The sequence below is a fragment of the Butyricimonas synergistica DSM 23225 genome (assembly GCF_000379665.1).
GTDB lineage: Bacteria > Bacteroidota > Bacteroidia > Bacteroidales > Marinifilaceae > Butyricimonas > Butyricimonas synergistica.
Window position 1 is genome coordinate 329,112 of sequence record NZ_KB903367.1, and the last position, 25,152, is coordinate 354,263.

Genomic DNA, 25,152 nt, shown 5'->3' on the forward strand with positions numbered 1-25,152 from the left:
GCTCCTACCCCTTTCCGTCTAATGAACATTTAGTCCATATTATAAATTCAATGAACAAAACTATGAAAAAAAAGCGAATGTATGCATGCCTTCGAGGAAGGTGCGTGTTAAAAATTTGTAAGATGATGAGATTGAGTATCTATTTGTTGTTACTAACGATGTTTGTTGCGAATGCCAATGGGTTTTCTCAGAATACTAAAGTAACCTTGGATTTGAAACAGCGTTCGATGTTGGAGATTATTCAAGAGTTACGTAAGACTTTTGATTATCGTTTTTTGTATAGAGGGGAGGATCTGGAAAAGTGTGGAAAGCGGGATTTGAAGGTGAAAGACGCAGGGGTGAAAGAAGTAATGGATCAATTGTTGCATGGTACGGGTTTGACCTGGAGATTGGAAGATGGTGTCGTGTTGATAAAGACATTGCAAACAAAGACTGAAGAACCGGAGAAGAAAACGATTCGGTTGAAGGGATTCGTGCATGACACGAAGAAGCAACCTTTGCCGGGAGTGACGGTGAAAGTGTCTGGTCTTGCGCTGGGTACCTCGACGAACGAGGATGGGTGGTTTGCTTTGGAGTTGCCGATGCTAACAGGGACATTGGAATTTTCTTTTATCGGTTTTAAAAGAGAAACGGTTGATTTCTTCGAGAGAACGGCGAAAGATACGCTTCGGATTACCATGAAAGAAGATAGCCAGGAATTGGAGGAAACGGTGGTCGTGGCGTTCGGTACACAGAAAAAAGAGAGCGTGGTATCGGCAATCACGACGGTACGCCCGATGGATTTGAAATCTTCAAATAGTGACTTGACTTCAAGTTTTGCCGGTAAAATTGCCGGAATGATCGGTTGGCAAACCAGTGGGCTTCCAGCGGCGTTGACAGAGGAAGAGATGAATACCAAGTTTTACATTCGTGGTATCACGTCTTTCCAAACGGGGGCAAATATAGACCCGTTGATTCTGTTGGATGGGGTGGAATCTTCCAAGTTGGATTTGGCGCGTATTGCCCCGGAGGATATCGAATCTTTCAGCGTGATGAAGGATGCTTCTGCCACGGCCATGTATGGCGCCCGTGGCGCAAATGGGGTTATTTTGGTGACCACGAAAAAAGGACAGGAGGGAAGCGTGTATGCCACGGCCCGTTACGAGGCGGTATTTTCGATGCCGACCAAAGAACTGGATGTCGTGGATCCTATTAATTATATGAAGATGTATAATCAAGCTTTGCTTGCCCGCGATCCGTTAGCGACCCCGAAATATAGCGTGGAACGAATAAACCGTACTGCCTCTGGGAAATATCCGTCTTGGGTATACCCGTCTAACGATTGGTATAAGATCATGTTTAAGGATTATAATACGAACCATCATTTAGGCGTGAATATTCGCGGTGGTGGTAAAGTGATTCAATATTATGCTTCTGTGAATTACAATCGTGATATGGGTATGTTGAAAACTGATAAGTTGAATGATTTTGATTGTAATATCACGAATAATCAAACTTCGTTCCGGGCTAATTTAAATATAGATTTGAAGGCTGGTATAAAATTGGTGATCAATTCATCCACAACGATAGATAAGTATCATGGCCCGTTAGAGAGTGTGACACAAGCCTATTCGTTGGCGTTTAACGCATCTCCCGTGGATTTTGCCCCGCTTTATCCTGGGGACGATACTTACAATTGGCCTCATCTTCGTTTCGGGGCAACAGAGTCATCCAGTCAAATAAATCCTTATATGCAATTGCATCGGGGATATTTGGAAAGGACTCGTTATTCTACCACCAACAGGGCGGAGTATATTCATAATCTTGGCAGTATCGTGAAGGGGCTGGAAGCGAGGGCAAGTGTGTCGGTGACGCAGTCCGGTTATTACACGACAGGTTTTAGGACGATGCCTGCTAAATATTCATTGCTTAATTACGATTTTGAAACGGGGAAGCATACGCTACAGAATTTATCAACAACGGATTACCGGGCTTTAATGATTGATCCAGATGCAAGGGTTTCGACGACCAATACGCGAGTGACGTATGAAGCTCGTTTGTTGCACACTGCTGCTTGGAAAGAGCATCAGACTTCGTTAACGGCAGTTTTTCAAGCTTCGGAATACACGTATACGCCGATAGAAAAAGTGTTGGACGGGATGCCTCAGCGTAATTTGACGTTTTCGATGCGTGGCAGTTACGGGTTCAAGGATCGTTATTTCGTTGAAGGCAGTTTCGGGTATAACGGATCGGAACGTTTTGCCAAGGATAACCAAATGGGTTTTTTCCCCGCGGGAGGAATTGCATGGGTTGTAACGAGCGAGCCGTTTATGGCATCGACTTCTAAATGGTTGGATTTTTTGAAGTTCAGGGCATCTTACGGGCAGGTCGGTAATGATGGTATCGTGTCCTCACCTCGTTTTGTTTATTTGCCCAATATCGTGGGACAAATGGGATACAAGGATCCGGAATCCGGTACGGGTAGTGGCCAGTTGGTGGCGAGAAAAGTTTTGTATTATGCTAACGAGAAAATTAAATGGGAAATTGCGGAACAAGTAAATTTGGGTATTGAAACGAAGTTGTTCAAAGGTCTTGTGGAGTTTACATTAGATGCTTATCAGGAGATTCGGCATAATATTATCGGATATCGTACGAATGTACCGGCGAATATGGGTATAGAGTTTTCCCAATTGGATAATATCGGTAAATCCCGTTCGCGGGGGATTGATTTTTCGGGAAAGATACAACATGCTTTCAGTCCTGATTTTTGGATAATTTTGAATGGAACGTTAACGTATAACAAAGTGGTATATAAAGCTATCGAAGAAGCCAGTGACAAACCTGCCTGGCAAAGGAAGGTCGGAAAAGAGATTTCCCAAGCGATAGGGTATATTGCGGAAGGGGTATTTCAAGATCAGGCGGAGATTGATAATTCACCCAAACAGAGTGGTGATGTGATGCCTGGGGATATTCGCTATCGGGATATAAACGGGGATGGATATATTGATGTGAATGATGCCACGTTTATAGGCTTTCCGGAAACTCCCCGGTTAATATATGGATTCCAGGGATTTATCAATTATAAGAATTTTGAGTTTAGTTTTGCGTTTCAAGGTTCCGGTAAACGCTCGTTTTTCATGAACCCGGAAAAATTGTCCCCGTTTGTCGATGACCATGCCATGTTGACAGCGATTTATAAAGACCATTGGTCGGAAGATAATATGGTTAAAAAGCCATTTTGGCCTCGTTTGTCGACTTATAATTTGATACAGCATAATCCGGAGGAAAATTGGTATAATAGTAAAGCGTCAGAAGTGCGCAAGAGTACTTATTTTATGCGGGAATGCCGGTTTTTGCGTTGTACTTCGCTGGAATTGGCGTACAATATGCCGCGGAAACTGATGGAACGTTGGAAATTGCAGAATATGAAATTTTTTGTGCGTGCCAATAATCCGTTTTTGATTTCCAATTTCAAAATATGGGATGTAGAGTTGGGTGAAAATGGTTTTAATTATCCGATTCAAAAGACCTACACGGTCGGCTTGAATTTTAGTTTCTAATTTTAATGCTATGATTATTATGAAACATTTTAGTTCGTTATTATTGATATTGACCCTGCTTTTCCCCGGGTGTAATTACTTGGATGTCGTTCCTGATAATGATATAGAAACGATTGAAACTATTTTTGAAAAACGGGATCAAGCGGAAGATTGGTTTAAGTTTTGCCATACTTTTTTGATGCCTTACACCGCTTCTATTATTTCTGACCCGTCGTATACCGGAGCGGATGAGGTGGTCGCAGGAAATTTTCTTCGGCAGCAATTTTCGTATGCTTGGGCGGGTTTTTACATTGCGGACGGTTTGCAGATGACGGCGGATCCTTACGGGAATATTTGGCGAAAGGATGCGGCTTATAACGCGATTCGTTATTGCAATACTTTTTTGGAGAAAATAGGCGATGTGTATAATATGGAAGAGCAGGAAAAAGTGTTGTGGGCTGCAGAGATAAAAGCGCTTAAAGCTCATTATTATTTCGAATTGCTCCGTCGTTATGGTCCTATTATTTTGGTGCCGGAGAATATAGCTACAAATGCAGGTATTAGCGAGATGAAACAGCCTCGCAAGCCGTTTGATATTTGTGTTGAAGCGATTGTTTCTTTGTTGGATGAAGCGATGAAAGATTTGCCCCCGATGAACCAAAAATCGGTAAGCCGTTGGGCGTATCACAGTTTGGAGTCGGCGGCAGCACTTAAAGCGATGACGTTGTTTTACGCGGCATCCCCTTTGTTCAACGGGAATCCGGCTTTCGCGAATTTCACGAGTAAGACGGGGGAAAATTTTTTCAACCAAACTCCAGACCGGGAAAGATGGAAACGGGCGGCAGAGGCTATCGATACGGCTTTGATGCTTTGTTTGGAAAACGGCAAGACACTTGTATCGAGTAGAACGGAGGGGGGAGCTGAAGATACCCGAGATTTACGTACGATCATGTCGGATATTGAGGAGTCGTCTTTAGCAAGAAATTTTGAAAGTAGTGAAGCCATTTTTATGATTCAGTATGAAGACCGTTCCTTGACCTCTTGGACAAGATGGACTCGTCCTTATTTCAGAAGTGGTACAACGGATTATAATGAGGATCTTCTTGGGTGTATTGCTCCAAGTATTAAAATGGTCGAGATGTATTACACGGAACACGGATTGCCTATAAATGAAGACCGTGAATGGGATTATACTTCCCGGTATCAAATCGGAAAAGAGACGGATACAAAATATAAAAATGTCGTTTTGCTTGATGCGGATAGTGTGTTACGCCTGCATCTTCGCCGGGAACCTCGTTTTTACGCGCATATTGCGGCAGACCGTTGTTATTTTCAGAGAGGGAATTCGATAGATGAGAAGAATGATCTTGTGAGAGCTTACCAAGGTGAGCGTTTCGGTACATTGTACACGCAAATATCTAATTCGCAACCTCAGAATTTGACGGGGTATTATATGAAAAAAGGTTCTCGTTCCACTCAAAGCAATGTAGATTATAAAAATACATTCTCGAATGAAGAGGCTTGCGTGTTGATTCGTTTGGCAGACTTGTATTTGATGAAAGCGGAAGCTTGGAACGAGTATCTGGATGTGCCCGATAAGGAACACGTGTACGACCCGTTGAATGCCGTGCGTGAGAGAGCCGGGATTCCTGACGTGGAGTACGCATGGCAGAATTATTCCACCAACCCGGGAAAGGTAAGGACAAAGGAAGGAATGCGGCAGATTATTCGGCAGGAGTGGAACGTGGAGTTTGCTTTTGAAGGCAGGCGTTTCTGGAATTTGCGGCGTTGGTTGACGGCAGCCGAGGAGTTGAACTCGGATCTTTACGGTTGGCTTGTTACCGGGAAGACCCCGAGACAATTCTATAATAATTTCGATGGACCTGTGGTCGTGTGGTCCAAGAGGCAATTTATCTCCCCGAGAGATTATCTTTTCCCGATACGTAGCGAGGAGATTCTTATTTCGGGTTGCGAACAGAATCCCAATTGGTAAACGTGTAAAAATAAAGAAATATGAAAAAGTTAATATATATATTGTTGGCTCTTTGGGCGTTTTACGGTTGTCAAGATGATGACTCTTATTTTGAAATCTCGATGCCGGCTGAAAATTTGTCTTTTACTCCTATCCCGGGGGGATCTGTTATGCATTACAAGTTACCTTCCGACGGGGATATCCTTTATATTCGCGTGCGTTACAAAGATGCTTTCGGCAAGTCGATGATTTGCTCCGGGAGTTATGCTTGCGATTCTTTGGTTTTATTGGGTTTTAATGAAGCGCAAAAGGGCGTGCCTGCCCAAGTTACACTTTGTAATAATGACGATTTAGAGTCGGAACCCGTGGAAGTGACCTTTGACACGAGAGATTCCGGACCCGTATCGTTTTTTGATCATTTGGAAGTTTATCCTGTTTGGGGGAGTATTCGCCTTGACTATAATATTACAGAGGAGTCAAAAGGGATGGCGCACGTGTTTTATGTCGGGGAAGATCCCCTGAGTAAGCAACCGGATACGTTGTTGATCAATAGTTTTGTTTTGGCTAAAGGGGAAGGTTCTTTACAAATAACTCCACAGCAAGTTCGTCCTTCTTATGATGTGGTCGTGCGTACGGAAGATTTTCGGGGATATATGGTGAAAGAGAAAATTTGGTCGAATGTCGAACCTTTGAAAATAGAAAAATTGGATCCTGCTGATTTCGATTTTCATGATCCTAAGAATCTTTCTTATGAAGATCCCGAGTACAAGTTAGGTAAATCGTATTTGTTTGATGGTGATTTGAAAGGGGAAGCGTGCTTCGGTTGGGACGGGTTTGATAATTTCTGTACTTATTTATCTAAAGCGAATTGCCTTGGCAAGCCATTATTTATTATTGATATGAAGGAACAGAAGCTTCCCGCTGAATTTAGGCTTTATGCCATGTTGTTCGTGAGATATTCTTTCCCTTTTGGGCCTAATGATTACTATGACACTCCAAAATACGGGGAAATTTGGACGAGTTGTTATGCATCTAAATTGCCAAGTAGTGTAACCGTGTATGGTTCTAACGATATGAATGATGATGCTTCGTGGGAAGAAATAGTGAATTTTGAGCAAGACCGGAAGGTTGATAATGAAAAGAGATGGTGTAAACGTTGCAATGATGGGGATGCTCAGTATGAAATACTAAGTTGGGATGCCCTTTCTTTTGCAGAACCGTGCTACATGAGATTGAGTTGTCCGGCTACCGGGAATAAATACCGTTATTTGAAATTCGTGGTGAACGAAGTGTTTTTTAACCCGAGAGGGTATGAAAATCCCATGGCAGGTTCGAATTATAACAAACATGTGACTATTCATGAATTGGAAATTTATACAGCAAAATAAGGTCGTGTTATGAAATTGAAAAGATATTTATGTTTTTTTGCTTCCCTGTTCATTTTGGGGGGATGTGAAAGTTTGGAAGATACGTATAAAGACTATGCCGGAGAAGGGACGATTCGTTACTTGGGAAAATGTGACAACTTGTCTGTTACCCCCGGTTGGCAGCGATTGATTGTAACGTGGACGAACCATGTTGATCCGGCAATCGATAAAATCAAGGTGAGTTGGACTTTGGATGGGGTCACGAGAGATTCTTTGTTGGAAAAAGGATCCACGGAGTGTAATATACGGAATTTGGAGAATGCGACGTATGAGGTTGCCGTGCGTAGCGTGGATAAAGACGGGAATTGTTCGTTGCCTGTTTTGGATTCTAAACGTCCTTATACGCTTGAGCACGAGAGCATACTTTCTTTCACGCGTATGTTTAATAAGTATTTCTACGTGAAGAATCGTTTGGCAATTGTTTTTAGTGAATGGCAGAGTGATGTTGAAACCGCCAGTTTGAATTATTACTCGGGAGGAGCACGTAAGGTCGTGGAATTAGATAGCGTATTTGTTACTGATAATAAATACTATTTGGTTCCGGATGAGATAGATCCGGGAACGAAAGTGACGATAGACCGTAGCGGGAGATTAAGCGGATGTTCGGATTTGATCGTTTTTAATCCTTACGAATTGGCACGTGATTATCACGTTTATACACCCGAATTTAAAAAAGTATTGCGGGAAAAATACGGACAGTCGGAAATCACGGAAGCGTTCGTGAATGCCCAAACGGAATTGGAAATTGATTATGATATAGATTCGTTTGAGGATATCTTGAATTTCCCGAATTTGAGAACATTGTTTTTGGGCAAAAATCGTTATTTGGCTGAAAAGGATTTGAGCGAGAATAAAGATGCAAGTAAAGTTACTGATTGGGATATCAGTGCGTTCGCTTTAGATGTTGCTTGTAAGATAAATAACTTGAACGTGAAGCATTATAACGATCATTATTTCCCGGCGGGAGAATTTTCTTTTGTGGAAGATATGCCTAATCCAACGCTCCCTGGCGACTTGTCTTTCTTCAGTAGTGAAAATTGGACATATTCTTGTTCGAATGAAGAATACGGGTTGGGATTTGAGGTTATATTTAATGAAAATTCCACAAGTGGATGGCAACCGACACGACATTCCAATGCTTATACTTACGAGATGGTTGTGGATATGCAAAAGGATCAATTTATGAATGGTGTGCTGGTTACCCAAAAATCGTCTGTCGTTTCGGCATACAGGAAATGTATAGCCAAGATGATTCAGATTAAAGTGTCTGAAAATGGTGAAACTTGGAAAGATGCGACTCATGTAATCGAGAATACTTTGGGAAATACGGTTGGGGAAAGTACGCTCATAACATTTCCAACTCCCTTGCACGGCCGTTATTTGAAATTTGTTGTTAGAGACCAGGTGTATTTGGGTAATTATCATACCGTATCCCTGGGTAAAATACGGGTGTTTTAGTTGAGATTGGAGAATAGTAAATAAACGAGTATAATTGGTCCCGGGAAATTTCCTCCCGGGACTGGTTATTTTATGAAATTACATGTTATGTCCATTATTTGTGACAAATATCACATTTTTCTTCGATAACTTGTGCAAAGTTATTTCGTCCTGATAGGTATTTATTGAAAACAAATTATCTTTGTTTCGAATTTCAAGTGTAAATAGTTCGTGGGCATATGAATGCATTGGAGTTTATTGAGGGGGTCAATAAGAAAAATGATAGAGCTTTGAAAAAGCTCTACGATCATTACTATGCTTCATTATGCGGTTATGTCGAAAAATTATTGAACGATAGTGGAATTGCAGAAGATATTGTTCAGGAGTGTTTGATTAAGGTGTGGAATACTGGCGTGACTTTTTCTGACATGAAAGCGTTGTCCGCTTGGCTTTACAAGAGTGTCTACCATGCAGCCGTGAGTGTTTTGAGGGAACGGGTATCTTTGGAACGTTTGCAAGATGGAAGTCGGTTACTTGAGGATGAGGAGGAAGCGGCCCAGGCTTTGGCTTTGCGCGAGGAAGTGATTACTTATTTTTACGAAATACTCAATCAGTTGCCGGGGCAGCAACGGGATATTTTATTATTTACTTTGCAAGGACATAAAGTGCAAGATATTGCCTCGATGCTTTCCGTGAGTGAAAATTCGGTGAAAACTCAAAAAAAACGGGCTTACCAGTATATCCGAGAACATTTTGATGCCAATAAGTTACATTTCTTGTTGACGATGATTTTTCCTAAAAATCAATTTTCTTGAAAATCTTGTCACCCGTTTTTTCAATTTTTGCGTTTATATGTGAATTTAAAATCTAAACCATGGATTGGAAAGACATAGATGATCTTGCCCGGCGGACGGTGGTGAATATGGCGAATCGGCTTTCAAGGGAGGACGAGGGGCAAGAGCGAGAAAATGAAGATAGGATTGTTCGGGAGTTGACTACTCCCCGTGTGTTCGAGGAGGAGATTCGGAGGCGTGGCAAGTACGACGGGAATAAGGCTTTCCGCCAGGTTCTGGCGAAAAAGCGGAGGCGTGTGATTGGACGGGTATGTGCCGTGGCGTGTAGCTTGTTGCTCGTGATGTGTGGTGTGTGGTTGTTTTGGGGGGAATCACGACAGGTGGCAGAGCAAATACCTATTGTTTACGGGGTTCGTGGAAATCAACAGGTGATCCTGCAATTGAGCGGGGGAGAGCGTGTGGCTTTGGGCGGAAGGGACACTATGCGGTTGCAGGAGAAGGATAAGGCGATTGAAGTGAAAGGAGGCGTGATCGCTTACACGCCGGAAGAAGCGGAAACCTCTGGTAAGCGGGAAGATTTGTACAACACCTTGTTTGTGCCCCGGGGAGGTGAGTTCCGGGTAGAGTTGTCTGATGGCTCCGTCGTGCACTTGAATGCTGATAGCGAGTTGAGATATCCTTTGGCTTTCGCGGGAGATGAACGGAGGGTTTATTTGAAAGGGGAAGCGTGGTTCGAGGTTGCCAAGAATGAAGAGATTCCATTTTACGTGGTGGCGGATAATGTCCAGGTGCGGGTGTATGGCACCTCGTTTAACGTGAATACCCACGGGATGAAAACCGTGCAGACCGTGCTGGAGGAAGGAAGCATCGGGATGCAGTCGTTGGCGTCTTCCCGGGAGGTATGGGTACAACCGGGGCAGTTGGCAGAATATAACCGGGCGGACGGGGAGATTCGTGTGCGGGAGGTCGATGTACGTCAATACACGGCTTGGCGGGAAGGTGTGTTCTATTTTAATGACAAGACGCTGGAGGACATCATGGGTGAATTATCCCGTTGGTATGACATGGAGGTGGTTTACGTTTCCGACCGGGGAAAAGAGTTACATTTCTCGGGTTTCCTGAAGCGTTACGAGGATGTGCGTAAGATTTTAGCCACGGTGACGGAATCTACCGGGATAAAATTTGATATCGTGAAGAATAGAATCATTGTAAATTAAAAAAGGAAGGTGTGACAGCACCTTCCGATCGATCATAATTCATCGCAACCGGTATTGCGTCAACAAGGACCTGTTGCTATTATAAACTATTTAATAACAAAAGTATGCAAAAAAAACGAGAAGACCATCGAGTCGGAAGATTTCGTTGGCGAAAATTTGAACGTGTTATGAAATTGAGCATTCTTCTAATTTGCGTTTTTTCTTTCGGGCTTTCGGCGACCACGAAAGCGCAGCAGGAGCGAGTCAGCCTGAATTTGGAAAACGTGACGTTAAAAACGGTATTGGATAAAATTCAAGAACAAACGAACTTGAATTTTATGGTCAACCGGGAACAGGCGGAGATATTAGGTTTGGTATCCGTGAACGTGGAAAATGAAACGGTGAAAAACGTTTTGGATCGGATTTTGGAAAATTCGAGGTTGACGTACACTTTCATGGGAGAAATTATCGTGATAAAGGTGCGGCAATCCGAGCCGGAGAAAAAATCGGTGCGAGTGAAAGGATTCGTGTATGACACGAAGAAAGTGTCGATGCCCGGGGTGACGGTCAAGGTGGCAGGAACTACTCTTGGAACCATTACGGACAATGAGGGATTCTTTCAGATGACATTGCCCATGAAAGAGGGGGCTTTAGAATTTTCTTTCGTGGGATTCAAGGGTAAAACGGTGCCCTTCACGGAGAAGAGCGATACGCTTCGGGTGGTGTTGGAAGAGGATATCGAGAGTTTGGATGAAGTTGTCGTGACAGGTATGTTTACCCGTAAGGCAGAAAGTTTCACGGGGTCGGCAGCCACGTTTAAACGGGAAGATATCTTGCGTGCCGGCAATCAGAACCTGATCAAGAGTTTGAAGAATTTGGATCCTGCGTTCCAGATCATGGAGAATTTGGAATTCGGTAGCGATCCTAACCGTTTGCCGGATGTGCAATTGCGGGGGCAGACCTCTTTTTCCAGCGTGCGGGGGGATTACGAGGGGAACCCGAATCAACCGTTGTTTATCTTGGATGGTTTTGAAACGACCATCGAGAAAGTATTCGATTTGGATATGAATCGGGTGGCGAGCGTTACGCTGCTGAAAGATGCCGCTGCCAAAGCGATTTACGGTTCCAAAGCCGGAAACGGGGTCGTGGTCATCGAGACGGTGCGTCCGCAGATGGGAGAATTGCGGGTGTATTACTCGGGCGATTTTGGCATCGAGGCTCCGGATTTGACCGGTTACGACTTGATGGATGCCCAAGAGAAATTGGACTTCGAGGTTGGGATCGGGATGTACAGTCCTAATACGCATCTGGGATTTATTACGGCGTATGAATCTTATAAAAAGGTATATGACGATATACAGAGAGGGGTGGACACGTATTGGTTATCCAAGCCGTTGCGCGTGGGATTCAGTCACAAGCATTCGTTGACGCTGGAAGGCGGGGACGAACGGATGCGTTACCAGTTCGGGGTATCTTACAACAGTGTCGCCGGGGTCATGAAGGAGTCGGGACGTAACACGTTGAACGCGAATACCACGTTGTCCTATACCTACAAGAATTTGTTATTCAGGAATACGATAGAGTTTACCCGCAACTGGTCGAAAAACTCTCCTTACGGTTCGTTTGACGAGTACACTTCCTTGAATCCCTACTGGGCGCCATACGACAATGATGGGAATCTCAATCGGGTGTTTACCGTTCATATCGGACCATCTGATGGTAGTGGTAACACGGAAGTGCACAATCCCTTGTACAATGCCACGCTGAACACGAAGAACGAATCGGCGTACACGGAGATTCGCGATAATTTTTCCGTGGATTGGAATATTAGCGATGCCTTCCGATTAAGAGGTTCTTTTTCTTATACCCGGCAGGAAAACGGCTCGGACGTCTATTACCCGAAAAGCCACACGAAATTTGTTCACTACGATGAAAATGGCATGAGTGACCGTAAGGGGCAATATACCAAGACGGACGGCGCCTCTGAAACAATAGACGTGCAGGCGGGGTTGAATTTCAATAAATCTTTTGGCGAGCATTTCCTTTTTGCCAACCTGACCTGGAATCTTTCCTCGAATAATAATCGCTCGTTCACGGCTGTCGGCGAAGGTTTCGGTAATGACAACATGGATGATATTTTCTTCGCCACGAAGTATGAAACGTCCGGGAAACCCTCGGGGAGCAGTGCCAAAACAAGGGAAATCGGCATCATCGGGGCGTTCAATTATTCTTATGCTGACCGTTATCTTTTTGATGCCTCGATACGCCAAAGTGCCTCTTCCGTTTACGGGAGCGATAACCGGTGGGGTACTTTCTGGTCGTTGGGTATCGGTTGGAACCTCCATCACGAGAACTTCCTGAGCGGAAACGACTGGCTCACGAATTTCAAGTTGCGTGCTTCCGTGGGGTACACGGGAACGCAGAACGTGGATCCCGCCCAGGCCCGTTTCCGGTACGAGTATTACGATTACTCGTATGGCGACATGATTGGTGCCCAGTTGGTGGCTCTTGCTAATACCAAGTTGAAGTGGCAACGGGTGTTGGACTACAATTTCGGGACGGATATTGCCATTAAACATTTCTTGACGTTGCGTGCGGAATATTATATCCAGAAGACGGATAATTTGCTGTCGGACGTGTCGCTGCCCGCTTCTACCGGTTTTGACAATTACAAAGAGAATTTGGGCGTTATCGAGAACAAGGGGTACGAGGTGGCGCTTTCCGTAACCCCGTGGCGGAATGACAGCCAGCGGGCTTACGTGACGTTTACCGCAACGGCATTGCACAACAAAAATAAAATCAAGAAGATATACGACATCTTCAAGAATAGCAACGAGGAGCAAAATGCTTCGCTTGGCGAGGGATATGATTGGAATGATGGGCAGATGACATCGGAAATTGCTAAAAAGTATATCAATAAACTGACCAAGCCCGCCACCCTTTATTACGAGGGCGTTTCCATGGATGCCATCTGGGGGATGCGTTCGTTGGGTGTCGATCCCGCTACGGGGAACGAAATGTTCTTGACGAAGGACGGGAAGAGCACTTTCACTTGGAGTGCTGCCGAGCAGGTGGTCGTAGGCAATACCACTCCGAAATTGCGCGGGTCGTTCGGGATTAACGCCGGGTATAAAGGCTTCACGTTTTCGGTGGCTTGCAGCTACAAGTTGGGAGGCGATCTCTACAATTCAACATTGATCGCCCGCGTAGAAAATGTGACCGGTCGTGAAAATTTGGATCGCCGTTTGTGGAAAGCTTGGCAAAAACCAGGAGATGTTGCCCCGTATAAAAAGGTATATTTTATGAATGATAACGTGAGTTCTGATTTGGCGGAGATGACGAGGCCGACCTCCCGTTTCGTGCAGAAGAACAATGAACTGTACATATCAACCGTGAACGTGGGGTATGATTTCGCCGGGGCGGCATGGTTGAAAAAAGTGGCTTTGCAACGGTTGAAGCTCTCTTTCTACATGAACGAGTTGTTGCGCGTGTCCAGTGTCGATATAGAGCGGGGAACTTCTTATCCTTTCGCCCGGAATTTCTCGTTTTCGTTGCAGGCAACATTTTAATCGAAAAATAGGATGAATATGAAAAAGATAAAAATATTAGGATTGGCGGTGCTGTTGTTTGCGATGACAGCCTGCGAGGATTGGTTGGACGTGGATGCTTCCAACCAGGTGGACCGCAACGAGTTGTTTAACTCCGAACTCGGTTATGCCGAGGCGTTGACGGGCGTTTACGCCAAGATGTGCGACGGCTCGCTTTACGGGAGGGAATTGACGTTCAATATCGTGGATATGCTGGCAGGATATTATAATATCCAGATGTTTAGTCACATTGCCTGGTACCAGTATGATTATGCGAAGAATCCGGAAGATGAATATACGCAGAATTACTGCAAGCCGTATATAGAGAAAATGTGGAACGGTCTTTACGCTCAGATTGCCAATTTGAATTCATTGTTGAACACGATCGACGACAAGCAAGGCGTTTTTTCCGGGGATAACTATAATTTGATCAAGGGCGAGGCGTTGGGTTTAAGGGCTTATTTGCACTTCGACCTGTTGCGTTTGTTTGCCGAGGCATACGTCACGGGAAAGGACAAAGAGTCCATCCCTTATGTGACAACGTTGGCTCCCGTGGTGACGCCCCTGTTCAAGCAGGCGGACATCATCGAGATCATGTTGGAGGAATTAAAGCAAGCGAAGGAGTTGATGGTGAATGATCCCATGCGTTTGGGAGTTACCCCGGCGGCTTGTCTGGCTTCCTTGCCCTCCGGGGAGTATCTTGCCAGTGCAAAAAATATTTCCATGTGGCATAACCGTCGCTTCCGCTTTAATTATTATGCCGTTGTTGCCACGATGGCACGGGTTTACCTTTGGAAAGGGGATAAAACCAATGCGTTGGCTTGTGCGCGGGAGGTGATTGCCGCGCAGGAAAGCACGTTCCCTTGGGTGCAGCAAAGCGATTTGACCGGAATAACTTCTACTTCCACGAGCGCGTATTCCAGGCATCGACAGGATAGGACGTTCGCGACGGAGCATATTTTTGCGTTAAATGTGACGGATTTGGAGAAATTGATGGATACCTATATCTATGACGGGGCTGTCGGGTTGAGCCAATCTTATGATGTAATAGAACTCACGAGTGACGAGCGGTTAAGCCTGTACGAGAGTTATACTGCCGATTATCGTTACCAGTATGGTTTCACGCCTTACCGTAGTAATTTCTTGGTAGCCAAGTTTTACCAGCACTCTCTGTGCGGGCGGTATTTCCAGGAGCGTTTGCCGTTGATCCGTCTGTCCGAGATGTATTACATTGCGGCAGAGTGTGCGTTGACTCCCAAGGATGGGGTGGAGTACCTTGACCAGGTCCGCTCACATCGCGGGTTGATTTCTTACGCTTTGGATCGCGGGATGTCGCGGGAAAAGTTGGACGAGGAGATATGGAAAGAGTACAAGAAAGAGTTTATCGGGGAGGGACAATTGTGGTATTACTACAAGCGTTTGCAGAAGATGGACTTCTCGCCTAATATGACCGATGCCAAGTTCTTCACGTTTGAAATTCCGGATTCGGAACAGGCCAATGCCGGACGCGAGTAATTTAAATTAAAAATGATGTATGATGAAAAAGGTAACCTATTTCGCTGTGTTGCTCTTGTTGGGAGCGGCAGCATGTTCAAAGAGTGAAATCGACACGTGGAGCGTGAAACCTCGCGTGTGGTTCACGGGGGCGAATGACACAACTATATTTTCGTTTTATTCTTTGCCGGAGGGTACCGAGGAGCACACGGTGGAGATCGCCATTTCTATGGCGGGTGCGATGGAAAATGTCGAGCGTGTGGTGAAGGTAGAGGATTTGGGAAGCAGAAATGAGATGTCCCGATATGAAATCTCGGCGGTGATACCGGCTAATCAGACTGCGGGCGTGTTACGGGTGACCGTGCACAAGACCGAGAATTTGGGGAATGCGCCGGACACGATCGGGTTTAGAATCTGTCCATCTGAAGATTTTGAAGTGGGATTGGAAGAGAACTTGCAGAATGCTTTGGTTATTTCGAATAAGTTGACTAAACCTAGTTGGTGGAATCGGGAAGCAGAATATAATTTGGGATATTATTCCGATAAGAAAATGTGGGTGATCATGCAAGTGGAAGGGGCTTTCGAGACATTGGATGCCGGCGGATACCGTTGGGGGGATGATGATATCCAAGTGTTGATTTACAAATTGAACAGGTATTGTAAAGACAATAACGTCAAATACCGTGAGGAAGATGAACATGTCATCGAGTTTGATTTTTGGACAGAGTAAAAACAGGGGATTATGAAAAAATTATATTGGATATTTCTCGTGGCAATGGCGTGGTGCGGCTGCTACGATGACAAAGGAAATTACGATTACCGGGACTTGGACGAATTGCAGGTGGCGATCAAGGAGGAAGGTCCGCATAGTTTGATGTATGGCGACGTTTTGCGGCTGACTTCGGAGGTGAAGACTTCGATTCCCGATGCCGATTTGCAATATGACTGGGAGGTGCAGATGGATACCGCGTGGTATGATCCGTTTGTTTCCGTGGCACAAGGACGGGATTTGGATTACAAGTGGGAGGATGCCGTGTTGAATAAAGAGAAGACGTACAAGATGCGTTTGAATGTGACGCAGTTGAGCAATGAACGCCATTTTTATTCCAACGTGGTGGACGTGGCGGTGAGGATGTCCCCTTCTATGCTCGGGCTGATGGTGCTTCACGGTGACGGAATGGCTTCAGATATTGGCGTGATTGAGGCACCCGAATTCCAATTGCAGAAACCATCGGCAGATTTCCGGTGTACGACAGTGACGGATTACTATTCTTCAAAAAACGGGGAGGAGAAAATCCCCGGCGTGGGTACCGGACTTTATCAAACTTACCTGGAGAGTTGGGGTTCTCCGATTTCGGAAAATATTGTTGTTGTCGCGTTGACAGAAAGTGGTTCGGCTGTAGCGGATAGCAAAACGATGGTGAAGAAAGGAGACTGGAATGATATGTTTCTTGGAGGATTAAATGCGGGAGTACCGATGGGAATAGACCTATTGGGAAGTACTAACTTGTATATTTTTGATGGTAAAGATATATTCTGGAGACAGGCAAGTAAATTCCGGGTGGCTGTTCCTATATATGAATACGATGAAAATAGCAACGAATATGGATTTGAGTTTTTGCCTCAAATGTTTGATCTGAGAGGAAATATTGGGCAGGCTATTTTGTTTGACAAGGTGAAGAACGGTTTCGTTTCCGTGCGTCAGAGTTTTAATTTTTCAGGTTTTGCATTGATGGATTTGAATGAACCGGGGATCCAAATCCCGTTCAATCCCGGTAAGATGGATGCCGATCTGCTTCATTGGGAAACGGGGGGTAAATACGGGATGGTTGCCGTGATGAAGAGTAAAGGCGACGGTTCCTGTTTTATTGCGGAAATGAATCCAACTGCTGAAAATATGAGGCTTTTCCCTAAGTACAAGTACGATTTGTCCCGTATCGCAGACGTGAACAGCGGGAATGTGGTGGATTGGGCATTTGGGGATAACCAGATTAACATGGGATATTATGCCACTTCCCGGGGTGTTTATCATTTCGCACTGGATGAAGGAAATCAAATTACTCCCGCGGAGTTAGTTTTTGAGAATAATTCCCAGGTTGAATTCGAGGGGGATATTACCTTGATGAAAATCCTGAAACCGAAAGCTACCGGGGGTAATACGTATTACATGAACAACGTGGTGATGGTAGTCGGGACGTATGGAGGGACCTCCGGTTCAGGGAAACTGTACAGTCTGGAGTTGGAGCCGAATTCCGGAAAAGTGAAATCACTATTGGGCAAGTATGAAGGTTTTGACCGGATTTACAAGGTAGAGATTAAAGGGTACTAAAATGTACGGGGTGCATCACGCACCCCGTGCATAAATTGTTGTTTCTCATGATTCTTGCGATTATGGGTATGATGGTTGTTATTTAAAAATTACACGAAAATGATTAGGAAATTATTTATTTTGACCATCTTGTTTTGGATTGTATTCTCTTGTAAAACAAATGAAAAAGAGATGACCCTTTCGGGCGAATGGCTTTCTGCAGGGAAAGGACAGATGTTATATTTGGCAAAGGGTGAATGGGTGGATTCGGTTGAGGTGAAGAACGGAAAATTCGAGTTTAATTTGGAGGGTCTGGAACCGGATGAATACAGGTTATGGCGAGTGAACAATGGAAAGGATGAGGGATTACTGGTTTATTTGGATAGTTGCCACACCTATTTGAAATTGGAAGACGGGGTAGAAGAAACGGGCAATTACGCCTGGATCAACTGTCGGATAGAAGGAAATCCGGTGGGGGCTGCCATGTGGGATGCGGTGTTGAGTACGTTAAGGGATGTGTGGAGTGAAACCACGACGAGAAAGTGTCGGGAGGTGGCTTCCCGCGGAGATCTGGCGTCTGCTTTCATATTATGGAAATTTGCTCCGGTATGCGTGGAATTCATGACCTTCGATGAGTTGAACGGGTACATGAACAACTTGCCGGAGGCGGTGAAACAGAGTGCCGTGGGGAAACGGATGTACTCCGCGATGGAAAAGCTATTACCACTGACAAAGGGGGCTGTCGCTCCGGATTTCACGTTGGACACGCCCGAGGGGAAACCGGTGTCGCTTTCCGAGTACGTGAAAGGGAAAAAGGTTGTGTTGATTGATTTTTGGGCATCTTTTTGTGCGCCGTGCCGTGCAAAGAATCCTGTGGTGTTGGCGCTGTACGATAAATTTCATGAAAAGGGATTTGATGTACTCGGGGTATCCTTGGATGACGATAAAGAGGCATGGCTAAAGGCGATCAAGGAAGATAGACTCCCGTGGGTGCACGTGTCGGAATTGAAAGGGTGGAAAGGGGATATGCCTAAACTCTATAATTTTTCAGGTATTCCTAATTTGGTGTTGGTGGACGGTTCTTGCAAGATATTGGCAACCAGCTTGGAACTGCATAGGGATTTGAACAAGGTGGTGGAAAGTTTGTTTGAATGATGTGTCGGATGTAAAAAATTGCTGTATGAAAAAGAGATTGTTATTCATTGCCGTTTTGGCATGGGGTGGTTTGTCGTTGTCCGCCCAGAAGTTGCCGGATTTGAAACTCCCGTTGCCGCATGACAGCACGTTATTGGACGTGCGGACAACGAATTTTCCCGAGATGAAGGAACTTTATTTTACTCCGATACCCGGGGCTCCCGTGTTGAGCGGGCCGGTGCGGGTGGATGGTACGATGCGGGAGATCCGCATGGAGGAGCATGGGTTGGCTTACCCCACGCTGTTCGATTGGAACCGGGACGGCAAACCGGACCTGCTGGTCGGGGAGTTCCTCACGGGGCAGTCGCGGATTAAAGTGTACCTGAACATCGGGACGAAAAAGAAACCGAAATTCACGGGGACGTGGTTTTATGCCACGGACGTGAACGGTGACGTGATTTCCAATTACCAGTGGTGTTGTATCGGGATCCACCCGCAAGTCGTGGATGTTGACGGTGACGGTTATCCCGATCTGTTTTCCGGGCAATATTACCCGGGAGTGGTGACGTGGTGGCGCGGCGGCGAGAAAGGTTTTGAACCGGGACGTCCGATCCCGCAATTGGGGTATCAGGACGGGAAGGAGTTCGGCATGTCCGAGCCGGCTTGGTCTGTGGAATCCTGGTGGTATTGGAATTACTCGTCCGCCCGTTTGGCTGATTTCGACGGCGACGGCTTATTGGATTTGTTCGTGGGTGGTTGTGGAGGCTACCGGGTGGCACGAAACACGGGGACGAAGACGGAACCGCGTTTCGGGCGGCGGGAATTCCTTTATCACGTGGATGGCACGATCCTGCATACGCGGCGGAATCCGGAGGTAAAGGTGGAAACCGGGAAAGATTTTCACGCCGAGGATGCTTGTTCCATGACGGCACACTGTTATTTGAATCCGGTGGACTGGGACGGTGACGGGGTGCTGGATATCATCGCCACGGACGAGTACATGCGTGAAGGGGAGTTGGGTATCTATTTCTTGCGGGGCGTGATGACGGATGACGGTTTGCGTTTCGAGCATGCCCGTCCGTTATTTTTGGCAACGGATGGGAGCAAGGCATTGCCCGGTTGCACGCCGCACATCCAGGTGGTCGATTACAACGGGGATGGCGTGCTGGATGTCCTCATGGGACTCTCGATACCCACGCTTAACGGTTTCGAGGGGGCCGCAGAACTTTACTGGCGTTATACCGGCGATTTGGATTTGGCTTCTCCCGGTAAAGACACGGGCGAGTCGTTGCAGCATTATGAAAATATGAATGTTTGGCAAGAACAATTAGATAAGGGAATGTTACGTAAAGAGTCACTTATCGGAAAACTCGATGATTGGAAATATTTGACGTTACGGCACCGGGGATACGTGTTCGTGTTCCCCGGTAAGGAGAACAGGCAAAAGGCGGTAGCTGTGCCGATGAAAGCCGGGCGGCGGGAATTCGAGTATGACAAACCTGCGAAAAAAGAGTACAGGCAAGAGGTGGAGAAAAAGGAGGCGGTGTCTTGTTTCGTGCGGGGCAGGAAGATATATAACGGGGAAGATTTTGAGATCACGGTTCGTTTTGAAACGATAGGTTCTTACCACTTGTACACGAAGAACAAGATCAACGCGAATCAAGTGCCGGTATCCATTGAGATTACCTTGCCCGAGGGGATGAGCGAGGTGGGGGAGATGAAGTTGCCCCCGGTGAAGTTGCACGGGGCAAATGAAGTGTATGACGGGAAGATTCTGACTTTTACCCGGCGGGTAAAAGCGGCTCCCGGCATGACGGGCAAAGTGGAAGTCAAGGTGAAGGTGACCTACCAGACTTGTAGCGACGAAACGTGTCTGCCTGTCGTCGAGAAGGAAGAAATGGTGGAATTGAATTTGGATAAAAAATAAGGGAGATGAAAAGAGAAATATTGTTTGTTATGATAGCGCTCTTGGGTGCCGTTTCTATGGGCCTAGCGCAGGAAAAAAGAGAGTTGGATTATAGCATGAACGGGAAGCGCACGAAGGAGTTTCCGGAGTTTAAAAAGCTGGTTTTCACTTCTATCCCGGGAGGAAACCTGTTAAGCCAGCCGGAGCGGATTGACGGTACAAGATACGAGATCCGCACGGAAAAGCACGGGTTGGGGTATCCCGCGTTGTTCGATTGGGATGGCGACGGCAAATTGGATTTGCTCATGGGGGAGTTTGAAACCGGGCAGAAGGAGTCGAATATCAAGGTGTACCTGAACAAGGGCACCAACCAAAAACCGAAATATACCGGGGAGTGGTTTTACGCCACGGATATTGCCGGGGACACGTTGACTTGCCATCAATGGTGTTGCATCGGCACCCATCCGCAAGTGGTGGATATCGATGGCGACGGGTATGATGACATCATTTCCGGGCAGTACAATCCCGGGAAAATTTCCTGGTGGCGGGGCAGTGCGAAAGGATTTCTCCCCCGGCAGTTCATCGAACAGGAGGGATACGAGGAGGGAGGATGTTACCAAGGAATCATGAGTTGGTCGCCTGCATCCAATACTTATTGGAATTTTACCACGGCTCGCTTCGCCGATTTTAACGGGGACGGCCTGTTGGATTTGTTTGTTGCCGGGAGCGGCGGATTCCGGGTCGCTTTGAATAAGGGAACCAAGGAGCATCCGGTGCTGGGATTGCGCGAGTATCTTTTCCACGTGGATGGTACCATTTTGCATATCCGCCGGGATCCGGAAGTGGTGGTGGCAACGGGGAAGGACGTGGTTGCGGCGCGCGTGTGCGGGGGAGATAGTCACTCCTATATTTCCCCTTACGATTGGGATCATGATGGGGTGTTGGATTTGCTTGTCCACGACGGTTATACCGGCAAAGGCAGCGAGGCGATTTATTTCTTCCGGGGAGTGCAGACGGACGACGGTTTGCGTTTCGAGCACGCGGTGCCGTTGTTTACCAGCGAGGACGGGAGCAAGGCACTGCCGGGGTGCGCACCGATGCTGACCGTTGCCGATTATAACGGCGATGGCGTGGAGGATATTTTGTTAGGGTTGTCCGTTGCCACGTTTAATCCCGTGGAAGGGGCTTTCGAGGGAGGATACCAGGCGGCGAATGAGGTGAATTGGAATTGGCTCGGGGAGTTGGGATTGAATTTCCCGGGTAAAGATGCTGGTGCGTCACTGAAATTTTATGGTAGCCTGGATACCTTGAAGGCAAAGATGGAGGAACCATACATGAAAGAATATTTTATCGGTAAGTTGAATGATATGCGGTATATCACGCTGCGCCATCGCGGTTACCCGATCGTGCTGTACGGGAAAAAGAACCCGGAGAAGGCGGTTGCCAAACGGGAAAAAGCGGTTACCCGCGAATTCTTTTTCGACAAGGAACACATGAACGATACCTATAATTTCAAAAGCGAAGAAGAGATGAAGCAGTTTATGCAGAAAGAAAAGGAGGGGCGCCAACCCGTGGTTTCGGCACATCGTCCCGTGGATTATGTGTTGAAATATCCGGTAAGGGTGCCGAGAGGAAAAACGGAATTCGAGGTGGAAGTGAAGTTTAAAGTGCTTGCCGGTTATCACGTTTATAATCATAGTCGGGTGAATAGCGATCAGGTACCCGTGTCAATCACGTTCGAGTACCCGGAAAATCTTTTGGTGAAACAGGGTGATTTGCGGGAGCCGAAGGTGCAGGAGGGCATCCGGGTGACCTATACGGGGGAGAAGGATGCGAATGGGGCGGAAACGTTCAGTTTTAAACAGACCTTTAAAGTGAAAGAGGGAACAAAGGCGGAAAAGGCGAAAATGGTGGTGAAAGTCGTGTTTCAAACGTGCAGTTCGCAGATTTGCTTGCCTCCTGTGGAAGAGGAACAGATTGTAGAAATTATTTTTTAATTTGATAAAATAGAAAAAGATGAAAAAAATAGGATTATTCGTGTTGCTGGTGTGTGTCGGGTTATCCCTAGTGGCACAAGATAAAAGGATGACTTTAAAGGGGGAGTGTCCTTCCGGGAGAAACGGCGAGAAATTGTATTTGGTGGCGGGGAGCGATACTCCTTGTGACTCCGTTGTCGTGAAGGATGGAAAATTCTCGTTTGCGCTCGGTGGGCTTCAACCCCAGGAGGTGCTGCTTTACCGGTTGGGCAAAGAGGGGCGCCCCGAGTGCGTGTTGCTTTACCTGGATTATTGTGACACGTATGTCAAATTGACGAACGAAACCTATAATGTGTTCAACACAACCTTTATCGAGTGTTCCGTGACGGGGAATCCCACGGATGCTGTGATGCGGGAGGTGAACGATATTCTTCTTGGGAAGAATTCTGTATCGGGAAACGAGGTCGATTCCCTTGTGGTTGCGAAATTGTTGGCGGTTGCGGAACGGCATGATATGGCATCCGTGTATGCGTTGTGGAAATATGGTTCATTCGCGGATCGTTATCCCCGTGTGTTGGAGAAAGCCAAGGAAGTGTTGGAAAAAATCTCCCCCGAGTTGAAGCAGTCTGTCATGGGGATGAAATTGCGGGAAACCATGAAACGTTATATGACCTTGGAACAGGGAGCGGTGGCACCTGATTTCACGTTGAACACGCCGGAGGGCAAACCGTTATCCATGCACGAATACGTGAAAGGAAAGAAACTGGTGTTGCTTGATTTCTGGGCTTCCTGGTGCGGACCGTGCCGTGCGGAGGGTAAAAACGTGAAAGCAATATATGCGGATTACAAGGACAAAGGGTTTGACGTGTTGGGTATATCTTTGGACAATAAATTGGACGCTTGGAAGAAAGCGATTAAGGATGACGGGATCGAATGGGGACAAGTGTCCGATTTGAAAGGATGGGACACGCCGATGACAAAGCTGTATGATTTTAGCGGTATCCCTTATCTCCTTTTGGTGGATGGTGAGGGACGTATCGTGGCGAAAAACTTGCGTGGAGAGGCGCTTCGTGCCAAAGTGGCGGAAATTTGTGGAAAGTAAATGAAAATAGGGATTGAAATGAAAAAGACAATCGGGATAGTTGTGGGCGTGCTGCTTTCGATAGTGGCAGCCCAGGCACAGGATTACGCGGCGTTGGACCGCTTTATGAAAAAATATTGCCAGAATTGGAAAGTGGGCTACCAGCAACAAGTAGCGGGGACGGAGCGTTGGGAACTGGTGGAACAATTGGGGCAACCGATGCCGGAGTTTTATTTCACGCGGCAACTGAATAGTAAAAAGTTACGCGGTAAATTCGTGGTGTTGAATTTTTGGGCGACCTGGTGTGGCGGGTGTCGTATCCTTTCTTGCGATATCGACACGATGATGCGTCGAGACCCCGGCGTGTACGAGGGGGTTCAAGTCATCGGGGTGGACGCGAACGAAACGTTAGCAGACAAGGGGTATAAAGCCGAGGCGTGGTGGAAGGAGAAGGGGATAGGTTACCCGACAGTGGGAGGAAAAAATGCCGACGCGTGCTGCGCTGCCGTGAACGGGGGGCACCCGACGGCGATTCTCGTGGATGACCGGGGTATGATCCGGGGACGTTGGGATGCCTGGTCGCCGGGAGTGGCAAGTGCTATAAACCTGGCCATTTGGGCGTTAAAAACGGTCCCCGAGCAGGGAATCCGGGCTGACGTGGAAAACGTGAAAAAGTACATGGAAAACGGAGAGTTCTTGAAGGCGCTTTATTTGTTGGAATTGATGCCGGAAAACAGGGAAAATTCGATTCTTCGTTACAAGTGTCTGATGATCACGAATACCAGGGATGCTGTGGCATATTTTGAAAAATTGAAGCAGAAGTACGAGGGGGATAAACCTGCAGACGTGTGGTCTTGGGTGCCCGACGAAGAATATCTCGGCATAGCTCGGGAAATCGCTGATTATATTTACGTTTCTTCTTCGAGTGACATGGACGTGTTGAAAAACGGGGTGGATGCCATGCGGGTAGTAATGAGTTCCCGGGCAGCGAAATCGTATAGCGATTACGAGAAGTTGGGTGTGTTGCGAGTAAAATACGCGGAGGCGTACAGGCAACGGGGGCTGGATATGTTGAAGATGGCGATAAATGCTGCTGAAAAAGATGGAAACGAGTCAGAGGTAAAACGTTTACAAAAAAAATTGGAATCATACCAGAGATGAGATAGAGTGATAAGTTTATTTTAAAAAAGTGTTTCTCTCGTGGAAACACACAGCGGAAGCCCTCTCCTTTGTCTTAAAGACGGGATAAAGAGAGAGGGCTAATTATTGGAATGAATTTTAATGATGTGTTAGATACCTGCCGAGAGGTTTGTTTCACGGGA

General features: G+C 46.3%; 15 protein-coding genes. All 15 read left to right on the top strand.

Features of this window, described 5'->3' with window-relative positions; all coding sequences use genetic code 11:
• Window positions 1-122 precede the first annotated feature (122 nt).
• The 15 genes from A3CY_RS0113805 (at window position 123) to A3CY_RS0113875 (ending at window position 24,991) form a co-directional block, all read left to right on the top strand.
• Window positions 123-3,539: a TonB-dependent receptor gene (locus A3CY_RS0113805; protein WP_018338519.1), complete on the top strand. Its 3,417-nt coding sequence runs from the start codon at window positions 123-125 to the stop codon at window positions 3,537-3,539.
• A gap of 19 nt (window positions 3,540-3,558) precedes the next feature.
• Window positions 3,559-5,511, top strand: coding sequence for a RagB/SusD family nutrient uptake outer membrane protein (locus tag A3CY_RS0113810; RefSeq protein WP_026207669.1), 1,953 nt, complete (start codon window positions 3,559-3,561; stop codon window positions 5,509-5,511).
• Between the two features lie 20 nt (window positions 5,512-5,531).
• Entirely contained in the window at window positions 5,532-6,878 is a 1,347-nt protein-coding gene (locus A3CY_RS0113815; RefSeq protein WP_018338521.1) for a DUF4959 domain-containing protein, read from the top strand.
• Between the two features lie 9 nt (window positions 6,879-6,887).
• Window positions 6,888-8,375: a DUF4998 domain-containing protein gene (locus A3CY_RS0113820; protein WP_018338522.1), complete on the top strand. Its 1,488-nt coding sequence runs from the start codon at window positions 6,888-6,890 to the stop codon at window positions 8,373-8,375.
• A gap of 218 nt (window positions 8,376-8,593) precedes the next feature.
• Window positions 8,594-9,169 (top strand): RNA polymerase sigma factor, encoded by a 576-nt coding sequence (locus tag A3CY_RS0113825; protein ID WP_018338523.1) that lies wholly within the window; start codon window positions 8,594-8,596, stop codon window positions 9,167-9,169.
• Between the two features lie 59 nt (window positions 9,170-9,228).
• Window positions 9,229-10,365 carry a FecR family protein gene (locus A3CY_RS0113830; RefSeq protein WP_018338524.1) on the top strand — a complete coding sequence of 379 codons (1,137 nt, stop codon included), beginning with the start codon at window positions 9,229-9,231 and terminating at the stop codon, window positions 10,363-10,365.
• Between the two features lie 167 nt (window positions 10,366-10,532).
• Entirely contained in the window at window positions 10,533-13,913 is a 3,381-nt protein-coding gene (locus A3CY_RS0113835; protein ID WP_051082730.1) for a SusC/RagA family TonB-linked outer membrane protein, read from the top strand.
• A gap of 18 nt (window positions 13,914-13,931) precedes the next feature.
• Window positions 13,932-15,446, top strand: coding sequence for a RagB/SusD family nutrient uptake outer membrane protein (locus A3CY_RS0113840; protein WP_169503660.1), 1,515 nt, complete (start codon window positions 13,932-13,934; stop codon window positions 15,444-15,446).
• A gap of 19 nt (window positions 15,447-15,465) precedes the next feature.
• On the top strand, window positions 15,466-16,155 hold the full coding sequence (locus tag A3CY_RS0113845) for a DUF4843 domain-containing protein (RefSeq protein WP_081619469.1): 690 nt from the start codon (window positions 15,466-15,468) through the stop codon (window positions 16,153-16,155).
• A gap of 12 nt (window positions 16,156-16,167) precedes the next feature.
• Window positions 16,168-17,754, top strand: coding sequence for a PKD-like family lipoprotein (locus A3CY_RS0113850; RefSeq protein ID WP_018338528.1), 1,587 nt, complete (start codon window positions 16,168-16,170; stop codon window positions 17,752-17,754).
• Window positions 17,755-17,853: 99 nt separating this feature from the next.
• Window positions 17,854-18,888 carry a TlpA disulfide reductase family protein gene (locus A3CY_RS22130; protein ID WP_018338529.1) on the top strand — a complete coding sequence of 345 codons (1,035 nt, stop codon included), beginning with the start codon at window positions 17,854-17,856 and terminating at the stop codon, window positions 18,886-18,888.
• A 25-nt stretch (window positions 18,889-18,913) separates the two neighbouring features.
• On the top strand, window positions 18,914-20,794 hold the full coding sequence (locus tag A3CY_RS0113860; protein WP_020518689.1) for an FG-GAP-like repeat-containing protein: 1,881 nt from the start codon (window positions 18,914-18,916) through the stop codon (window positions 20,792-20,794).
• A 5-nt stretch (window positions 20,795-20,799) separates the two neighbouring features.
• Entirely contained in the window at window positions 20,800-22,770 is a 1,971-nt protein-coding gene (locus tag A3CY_RS0113865) for an FG-GAP repeat domain-containing protein (RefSeq protein ID WP_018338530.1), read from the top strand.
• 19 nt (window positions 22,771-22,789) lie between these two features.
• Window positions 22,790-23,851, top strand: a complete 1,062-nt coding sequence (locus A3CY_RS23455) for a TlpA disulfide reductase family protein (protein ID WP_018338531.1) — start codon at window positions 22,790-22,792, stop codon at window positions 23,849-23,851.
• An 18-nt stretch (window positions 23,852-23,869) separates the two neighbouring features.
• Window positions 23,870-24,991 carry a TlpA family protein disulfide reductase gene (locus tag A3CY_RS0113875; RefSeq protein ID WP_169503663.1) on the top strand — a complete coding sequence of 374 codons (1,122 nt, stop codon included), beginning with the start codon at window positions 23,870-23,872 and terminating at the stop codon, window positions 24,989-24,991.
• Window positions 24,992-25,152 lie beyond the last annotated feature (161 nt).

What these genes read in the sequence shown, in the direction of transcription:
- A3CY_RS0113805 (WP_018338519.1), top strand. Translation starts at nt 123, where the DNA reads ATGATGAGATTGAGTATCTATTTGTTGTTACTAACGATGTTTGTTGCG.
- A3CY_RS0113810 (WP_026207669.1), top strand. Translation starts at nt 3,559, where the DNA reads ATGAAACATTTTAGTTCGTTATTATTGATATTGACCCTGCTTTTCCCC.
- A3CY_RS0113815 (WP_018338521.1), top strand. Translation starts at nt 5,532, where the DNA reads ATGAAAAAGTTAATATATATATTGTTGGCTCTTTGGGCGTTTTACGGT.
- A3CY_RS0113820 (WP_018338522.1), top strand. Translation starts at nt 6,888, where the DNA reads ATGAAATTGAAAAGATATTTATGTTTTTTTGCTTCCCTGTTCATTTTG.
- A3CY_RS0113825 (WP_018338523.1), top strand. Translation starts at nt 8,594, where the DNA reads ATGAATGCATTGGAGTTTATTGAGGGGGTCAATAAGAAAAATGATAGA.
- A3CY_RS0113830 (WP_018338524.1), top strand. Translation starts at nt 9,229, where the DNA reads ATGGATTGGAAAGACATAGATGATCTTGCCCGGCGGACGGTGGTGAAT.
- A3CY_RS0113835 (WP_051082730.1), top strand. Translation starts at nt 10,533, where the DNA reads ATGAAATTGAGCATTCTTCTAATTTGCGTTTTTTCTTTCGGGCTTTCG.
- A3CY_RS0113840 (WP_169503660.1), top strand. Translation starts at nt 13,932, where the DNA reads ATGAAAAAGATAAAAATATTAGGATTGGCGGTGCTGTTGTTTGCGATG.
- A3CY_RS0113845 (WP_081619469.1), top strand. Translation starts at nt 15,466, where the DNA reads ATGATGAAAAAGGTAACCTATTTCGCTGTGTTGCTCTTGTTGGGAGCG.
- A3CY_RS0113850 (WP_018338528.1), top strand. Translation starts at nt 16,168, where the DNA reads ATGAAAAAATTATATTGGATATTTCTCGTGGCAATGGCGTGGTGCGGC.
- A3CY_RS22130 (WP_018338529.1), top strand. Translation starts at nt 17,854, where the DNA reads ATGATTAGGAAATTATTTATTTTGACCATCTTGTTTTGGATTGTATTC.
- A3CY_RS0113860 (WP_020518689.1), top strand. Translation starts at nt 18,914, where the DNA reads ATGAAAAAGAGATTGTTATTCATTGCCGTTTTGGCATGGGGTGGTTTG.
- A3CY_RS0113865 (WP_018338530.1), top strand. Translation starts at nt 20,800, where the DNA reads ATGAAAAGAGAAATATTGTTTGTTATGATAGCGCTCTTGGGTGCCGTT.
- A3CY_RS23455 (WP_018338531.1), top strand. Translation starts at nt 22,790, where the DNA reads ATGAAAAAAATAGGATTATTCGTGTTGCTGGTGTGTGTCGGGTTATCC.
- A3CY_RS0113875 (WP_169503663.1), top strand. Translation starts at nt 23,870, where the DNA reads ATGAAAAAGACAATCGGGATAGTTGTGGGCGTGCTGCTTTCGATAGTG.